Origin of the sequence: Microbacterium sp. NPDC056044, from assembly GCF_042267145.1 — a bacterium.
Taxonomy (GTDB): Bacteria; Actinomycetota; Actinomycetes; order Actinomycetales; family Microbacteriaceae; genus Microbacterium.
In genome coordinates this window covers 289330-296649 of sequence record NZ_JBHJWZ010000007.1, presented here as the reverse complement: position 1 = coordinate 296649, position 7320 = coordinate 289330, and the positions used below count along the sequence as shown (strand labels likewise).

At 72.3% G+C, this 7320-nt stretch carries 5 protein-coding genes; all 5 read left to right on the top strand.

The window, feature by feature from the left end; translation table 11 throughout:
• Positions 1-271 precede the first annotated feature (271 nt).
• The 5 genes from ACFC1I_RS20385 to ACFC1I_RS20365 all read left to right on the top strand — a co-directional run bounded on the left by ACFC1I_RS20385 (position 272) and on the right by ACFC1I_RS20365 (position 7301).
• On the top strand, positions 272-2518 hold the full coding sequence (locus ACFC1I_RS20385; protein ID WP_376013770.1) for a beta-galactosidase: 2247 nt from the start codon (positions 272-274) through the stop codon (positions 2516-2518).
• Between the two features lie 25 nt (positions 2519-2543).
• On the top strand, positions 2544-3848 hold the full coding sequence (locus ACFC1I_RS20380; RefSeq protein WP_376013767.1) for an alpha-galactosidase: 1305 nt from the start codon (positions 2544-2546) through the stop codon (positions 3846-3848).
• Positions 3849-3991: 143 nt separating this feature from the next.
• Positions 3992-5194 (top strand): Gfo/Idh/MocA family protein, encoded by a 1203-nt coding sequence (locus ACFC1I_RS20375; protein ID WP_376013765.1) that lies wholly within the window; start codon positions 3992-3994, stop codon positions 5192-5194.
• 11 nt (positions 5195-5205) lie between these two features.
• Positions 5206-6423: a dihydrodipicolinate synthase family protein gene (locus tag ACFC1I_RS20370; RefSeq protein WP_376013763.1), complete on the top strand. Its 1218-nt coding sequence runs from the start codon at positions 5206-5208 to the stop codon at positions 6421-6423.
• Positions 6420-7301 (top strand): sugar phosphate isomerase/epimerase family protein, encoded by an 882-nt coding sequence (locus ACFC1I_RS20365; protein WP_376013761.1) that lies wholly within the window; start codon positions 6420-6422, stop codon positions 7299-7301. The genes ACFC1I_RS20370 and ACFC1I_RS20365 overlap by 4 nt, the downstream gene beginning before the upstream one ends.
• The last annotated feature ends 19 nt before the right edge of the window (positions 7302-7320 follow it).

The following is a 7320-nucleotide window of genomic DNA, read 5'->3' as shown; positions in this document are numbered from 1 at the left end:
TCGTCGAGTCGCACCTGCTGCACGACGACGACCTGTACGCGGCCAACACCCTCGAGGACCGTGAGCGTGTCGGCGTGCGCGAGGCCGAGGCATCCATCGACGGCGACCTGCTGTCGCTGGCACTGCCGGCCGTGTCGTGGACGGCGGTCCGGCTCGCATGACCGCGACGAGCGGAGGAGAAGTGGCCGGCGGAGGATCCTCGGCCGGCATCCTCTCCTCCCCTCCTCACATCTCCTCCCCTCCTCACACCCCGACCACGGAACGGACACGGATGCTGCGCGCCGACGCCACCGGCCGGCCCCGCGCGGAGCTCCGGCCCGCGATGGCCAACACCGAGGATGTCCGCCCCGGACTCTCCCTCACCAGCCGCGCGCTGCTGCGCGACGGGCGACCGTGGCTGCCGGTGTCGGGCGAGCTGCACTACACGCGGGTGCCGCGCGAGCGGTGGACCGAGCGGCTGCGGCTGATGCGCGCCGGGGGCATCTCGGTCGTGTCGACCTACGTGTTCTGGCTGCACCACGAGCCGGTGCGCGGCCAGACCCGCTTCGACGGGCGCTACGACGTCGCGGCCTTCGTCGACGCCGTGCGCGCCGAGGGCCTCGAGATCATCCTGCGGATCGGGCCCTGGGCGCACGGCGAGATGCGCAACGGCGGCTTCCCCGACTGGGTGCAGCAGCTGCCGGTGGAGCATCGCACCGACGACCCCGCCTACCTCGAGCTCGTCCGGGAGTGGTTCGGCCGGCTCGCGGCCGCGCTCGACGGCCGCTGCACGCCGGAGACCGTGCTCGGGATCCAGCTCGACAACGAGCTGTACGACCAGCCCGGCCACCTCGCCACCCTCAAGGGGCTGGCGCGCGAGGCCGGGTTGTCCGCGCCGCTGTGGACCGCGACGGCGTGGGGCGGCGCGGATCTGCCGGACCCCGAGGTGCTGCCGCTGTGGGGCGGGTACGGCGACGGCTTCTGGGTCGACCCCGGCGAGCCGTGGGACCCGACGTTCCGGGCACACTACTTCTTCTCCGACACCTGGGACGACCCCGGCATCGGCGCGGACGTGCGCGGCGAGGAGGCCGGCCGCCGCTCCGAGCTGTCGCCGTGGTTCCCCGCCGCGACGTGCGAGCTCGGCGGCGGCATGGCCACGGCGTACCACCGCCGGCCGCGCCTCGACGCGCTCGACATCGCCGCGGTCGCACACGCCAAGCTCGGCAGCGGCTCGGCGTGGCAGGGCTACTACATGTACGCCGGGGGCACGAACCCCGGGCCGGGCCTCGAAGAGACGCAGGCCACGGGCTACCCCAACGACATGACGCGGCTGAGCTACGACTTCCACGCGCCGATCGGCGAGTCCGGCCGCACGGCGCCGAGCCATGCGGCCCTGCGCCTGCAGCACGCGTTCGTCGAGGCGTTCGGCGAGCGGCTCGCGCCGATGGCGTCGCACCTGCCCGAGGTGCGACCGTCGGGCGTCGAGGACGCCGAGACCCTCCGCTGGGCGGTGCGGTCCGACGACGGTGCGGGGTTCCTCTTCATCGGGTGGCATCAGCCGCATGTGCCGCCGGCGACGTATCGCGGCGCACGCTTCGGCATCGACACGAGCCGCGGCACGGTCGAGCTGCCGAGCGCGCCGGTCGACATCGCGCCGGGCACCCTCGCGCGCTGGCCGCTCGGGCTCGAGGTCGCCGGCGTCAGGATCGACTGGGCCACGGCCTCGGCGCTCACGGTGCTGCTGGGCTCGGCGAGCACCCCTCCGACGCTCGTGCTGATCGAAGACGCGGGCATTCCCGTCGAGGTCGCGCACGACGGCTTCGCCCACGCCGTGACCCCGGGTGCGTCGGTGCGCATCGAAGAGGCCGACGGCGCGGCGCTGGAGGTGCTCGTGCTCGCGGCCGCCGACGCGCCCCGCGTGTGGGTCGTCGACGCCGCGGCCGGCGGGCGGCGGCTCTTCGTCGCGGCCGACGAGCTCACGTGGGATGCCGCGGGGCAGGTCTCGGTGCGCGCGAGCGGCGGGCGACCCGAGGTGCGGGAGTACGTCGACGGCACCTGGCGCACGCCGGACTGGGAGCACGCGGACGGCGCTGCGGTCGCGGCATCCGTTCCCTCCTCGCGCTTGCGGGAGGCGACGCTGCCGTCCGGCGATTACGGCTCGCGCGACGGCCGGCATGCCGCGCCCGACGACGCCGTGTTCGACGCCCACGCGGCGGTGTACGGCCTCGAGGTCCCCGACGGACTCGACGACGACGCGGTGCTGCGGGTGCGGTGGGCGGGTGACGTCGCACAGCTGCGCGTCGACGGCGTGACCGCGACAGACCGGTTCTGGGACGGCTCGGAGCTCGTTGCGAACCTCCGCGACCTCGGCGCCGGGCCGGGTGCGCGCATCGAGCTGCACCTCCTTCCGCTGCGACGAGACACGGGCGTGCACCTGCCGGCCGACGCGGCGGACCGCCTCGCGGGGTCGACGGGCGTCCTGTGCGCCCTCGACGATGCCCGCATCGAACAGCGCGCCCTGTGGCGCGAGATCCGCTGACCCGGACCGACAGGAAGAGACAGCGATGACGCTGCGTAAGACCGCCACCCCGCCGATGGGCTGGAACAGCTGGGACTCGTACGGCACCACCGTGACCGAGGCCGAGGTGCTCGCGAACGCCGAGTTCATGGCCGAGCACCTGCTCGCGCACGGATGGGACACGATCGTCGTCGACATCGACTGGGCGGATCCCACCGCGCGGTCGCACGGCTACAACGAGTCCGCCCCGCTCGTGATCGACGAGTACGGCCGCGTCCAGCCGGACCCGGTGCGCTTCCCGTCGGCGGCCGGCGGCGCCGGCTTCGGGCCGCTCGCCGCACGCATCCACGGGCTGGGGCTGAAGTTCGGCATCCACATCATGCGCGGGATCCCCCGGATCGCGGTCGACCGCGACCTGCCCGTGCTGGGCGTCGAGGCGACCGCTATGGGCATCGCCGAGCCCGGCAACGCGTGCGAGTGGAACCCGCACTACGTCGGGCTCGATCACCGCCTGCCCGGCGCGGCGGCCTACTACCACTCGATCGCCGACCAGTACGCGCAGTGGGGCGTCGATTTCATCAAGGCCGACGACATGCTGTGGCCGTATCAGGCCACCGAGATCGAGGCCCTCTCGACCGCGATCGAGACCGCGCCGCGCCCGATCGCGCTGTCGCTGTCGCCCGGCCGCGACCTGTCGGCCGCACACCTCGACCACCTGCGCGCACACGCCACGATGTGGCGCATCTGCGACGACCTGTGGGACCGGTGGGACGACGTCGAGGCGAACTTCGCGCGCCTCGCCCGCTGGGCGCCGTTCGCCGGCCCGGACGACTGGCCCGACGCCGACATGCTGCCGCTCGGCCGCATCGGCCTGCGCGCCGAACGCGGCGAGCCGCGGGAGGGCGCCCTCACGCTCGCCGAGCGCCGGACGCTCGTCACCCTGTGGGTCATGGCGCGCTCCCCGCTCATGATCGGCGGCGACCTGCCGACGAGCGCGCCCGAGACGATCGCGCTGTTCCAGAACGACGACGTGCTCGAGGTGCTGCGCGACTCCCGCGGCAACCGCGAACTGCTGCGCGAGAACGACCTCGTGGTCTGGACCGCGTCCCGCGGCGACACACGCTGGGCCGCGGTCTTCAACACCGCCGACGAGGCGCGGGACGTGCCGTTCGACACCCGCTCCCTCGGGCTCGGACCCGCGCCGGCTTCCGTCGTGGACGTGTGGGACGGGGCATCCCTCTCCGTCGAAGCCGTGCACGAGCAGTCGGATGCCGCGCGCGGCGTCGCCCCCGGCAGCTCGGTCGTGCAGGTGGCGCTCGAGCCGCACGGGTGCAGGCTCTTGCGCGCCTGACCGAACGATGATCGGATGCTGCGGGAAAGCGCTTGCGCACCATCCGATCGCTGTGGCACACTATTGGAAAGCGTTTACCCACCTGATCGGTTCCGATACCGCAGCCGGGTACCCACAGCCTTCAGAGCAGAAAGCAGGACCCCGTGACCGACACGACTCTCGCCCCGGCCTCGGCCGAAGCATCCGTCCGTCCCACCGTGCGTGAGATCGGCATCATCATGAACGGCGTCTCGGGCCGCATGGGGTACCGCCAGCACCTGGTGCGCTCGATCCTCGCGATCCGCGACCAGGGCGGCATCGAGCTCTCCGACGGCACGCGCGTGACCGTCAAGCCGCTGCTCGTCGGCCGCAGCGAGGCCAAGCTCGCCGACCTCGCCGCCAAGCACGGCATCGAGGACTACACGACCGACCTCGACGCCGCCCTCGCCGACCCGCGCTGGGAGATCTACGCCGACTTCCTCGTGACCAAGGCGCGCGCGTCGGCCCTGCGCAAGGCGATCGCCGCCGGCAAGACGATCTACACCGAGAAGCCCACGGCCGAGACTGTCGACGAGGCCCTCGAGCTCGCGAAGCTCGCGCAGGAGGCCGGCGTCAAGACCGGCGTCGTGCACGACAAGCTGTACCTGCCGGGCCTCCAGAAGCTCAAGCGCCTCATCGACTCGGGCTTCTTCGGCCGCATCCTCTCGGTGCGCGGCGAGTTCGGCTACTGGGTGTTCGAGGGCGACTGGCAGCCCGCCCAGCGCCCCTCGTGGAACTACCGCGCCGAGGACGGCGGCGGCATCATCGTCGACATGTTCCCGCACTGGAACTACGTGCTCGAGAACCTGTTCGGCGAGGTCAAGACCGTCTACGCGCAGGCCGCCGTGCACATCGCGGACCGCTGGGACGAGCAGGGCGAGCACTACACCGCCACCGCCGAGGACGCCGCCTACGGCATCTTCGAGCTCGACGGCGACATCGTCGCGCAAATCAACTCGTCGTGGACCGTGCGCGTGAACCGTGACGAGCTCGTCGAGTTCCACGTCGACGGCACACACGGCTCGGCCGTCGTGGGCCTGTTCGGCGCGAAGATCCAGCACCGCAACGCCACCCCGAAGCCGGTCTGGAACCCCGACCTGGCCGACGACCACGACTACGACGCCGACTGGGCCGAGGTTCCGACGAACGACGTGTTCCAGAACGGCTTCCGCCAGCAGTGGGAGGAGTTCCTCGAGTCGTACGTGCTCGACACCCCGTACGAGTTCGACCTGCTGTCGGGCGCGCGCGGCGTGCTGCTCGCCGAGGCCGGCCTGCAGTCGAGCCGCGAGGGCCGCAAGGTCGAGCTGCCGACGCTCTCGCTGGACTGATCGGGGAACGGATGCCGAAGCTCACCCTTCTCTCCGACGCCGGGGTCTTCTCGGCCGTCGAGCTGAACGAGTCACCGGGCTACACCAAGCCCGAGGGCGCGCTGAAGAGCCGCGTGGCGTATGCCGCCGCCCACGTCGTGCCCAAGACCTGGGCCGACAACACCCCGGGTCAGCCGGCCGAGATCGACTGGGACGCGACGCTGGACTTCCGCCGCGCGGTGTACTCGTGGGGTCTCGGCGTCGCCGACGCCATGGACACCGCCCAGCGCAACATGGGCCTCGATGCGGCCGCGACGCGCGACCTCATCGCGCGGTCGGCCGAGGTCGCCCGCGAAGAGGGCGGCTCGGTCGTGGTCGGCGTCAACACCGACCACGTCGAGGCCGAGCGCATCTCGCTGCAGGAAGTGATCGACGCCTACAAGGAGCAGCTCCACTTCACCGAGGAGCAGGGCGCGGGTCCGGTGCTCATGGCGTCGCGCCACCTGGCGCGCGTCGCGGAGTCGGCAGACGACTACCGCCACGTGTACCGCGAGGTCCTCGCCGCGGCGTCCGGACCCGTCGTGCTGCACTGGCTGGGCACGGCGTTCGACCCGGTGCTCGAGGGCTACTTCGGATCCCCCGACTGGCGCGAGGCGTCGGCGGTGCTGCTCGAGATCATCGAGGAGAACGTCGCCAAGGTCGCGGGCGTCAAGATGAGCCTGCTCGACGCCGCCTCCGAGGTGTCGGTGCGCGAGCGCCTCCCCGAGGGCGTCCGCATGTTCACCGGCGACGACTTCAACTACGTCGGCCTCATCGGCGGGCAGGACGTGCCCGACGCGACGCAGCCGGAGCGGAACCCCGAGAGCCCGCGTCAGCACTCCGACGCCCTCCTCGGCGCGTTCGCCGCCATCACGCCGGTCGCGTCGGCCGCGATCCAGGCGCTCGACGCCGGCGACCCCGCCCGGTACCTCGAGATCCTCGGCCCCACCGAGGAGCTCAGCCGCCAGGTGTTCGCCGCGCCGACGTTCTACTACAAGACCGGCGTCGCGTTCCTGTCGTGGCTCAACGGCCACCAGCCGGCGTTCCAGATGGTCGGCGGCCTACACTCGGCGCGGAGCCTTCCGCACCTGTCGCGCATCGTCGAGCTCGCGAACTCCTCGCTCGCCTTCGAGCGCCCCGAGCTCGCGGCGATCCGCTGGCACGGGATGCTGCGCCACAACGGCATCGATGTTCCCGGGGTGATCGCATGAGCACCGTCGACCCGCGCCTGTCGATCAACCAGGCCACCATCAAGTACGCCGACCTCGCGACCGCACTGCGCGTGACCGCCGAGGCGGGCGTGGCGGCGATCGGCCTGTGGCGCGAGCCGGTGCAGGAGGTGGGTCTCGCGACGGCCGCCTCGATGCTGACCGACTCCGGCCTGCGCTTCACGACGCACTGCCGCTCGGGCTTCTTCACGATGCCCGAAGGCCCCGCGCGTCGCGCGTCGATCGACGACAACCGCGTCGCGATCGAAGAGGCCGCGACGCTCGCCGCCGCCGGCGCCGAGGGGTCGACCGCGATCCTCGTGCTCGTCGCGGGCGGGCTGCCCGAGGGGTCGCGCGACCTGGCGGGCGCGCGCGAGCGGGTGCGCGACGCCATCGGCGAGCTTGCTCCGGATGCTGCGGCCGCGGGTGTGACGCTCGCCATCGAGCCGCTGCACCCGATGTACGCGTCCGACCGCTGCGTCGTCTCGACTCTCGGGCAGGCGCTCGACATCGCCGCGGACTTCGACCCGGCGGTCGTGGGCGCGACCGTCGACACGTTCCACATCTGGTGGGACCCCGACGTGCTGTCGTCGATCGCGCGTGCGGGCCGCGAGGGTCGCATCGCGACGTACCAGGTGTGCGACTGGAAGACGCCGCTGGCCGCGGACCCGCTCCTCAGCCGCCACTACCCCGGCGACGGGGTCATCGACTTCGCGTCGCTGACCGAGGCCGTCGAGGCCACGGGCTACGACCGCGACATCGAGGTCGAGATCTTCAACGAGGAGATCTGGGCCACCGACGCGCTCGTCGCCGTGCAGCGCACCGCCGCCGGGTTCGCAGCATCCGTCTCGCCCCATCTGCGAGCGCGCGTCACGAGCTGACGTCGCCCGAAGTCCGGAG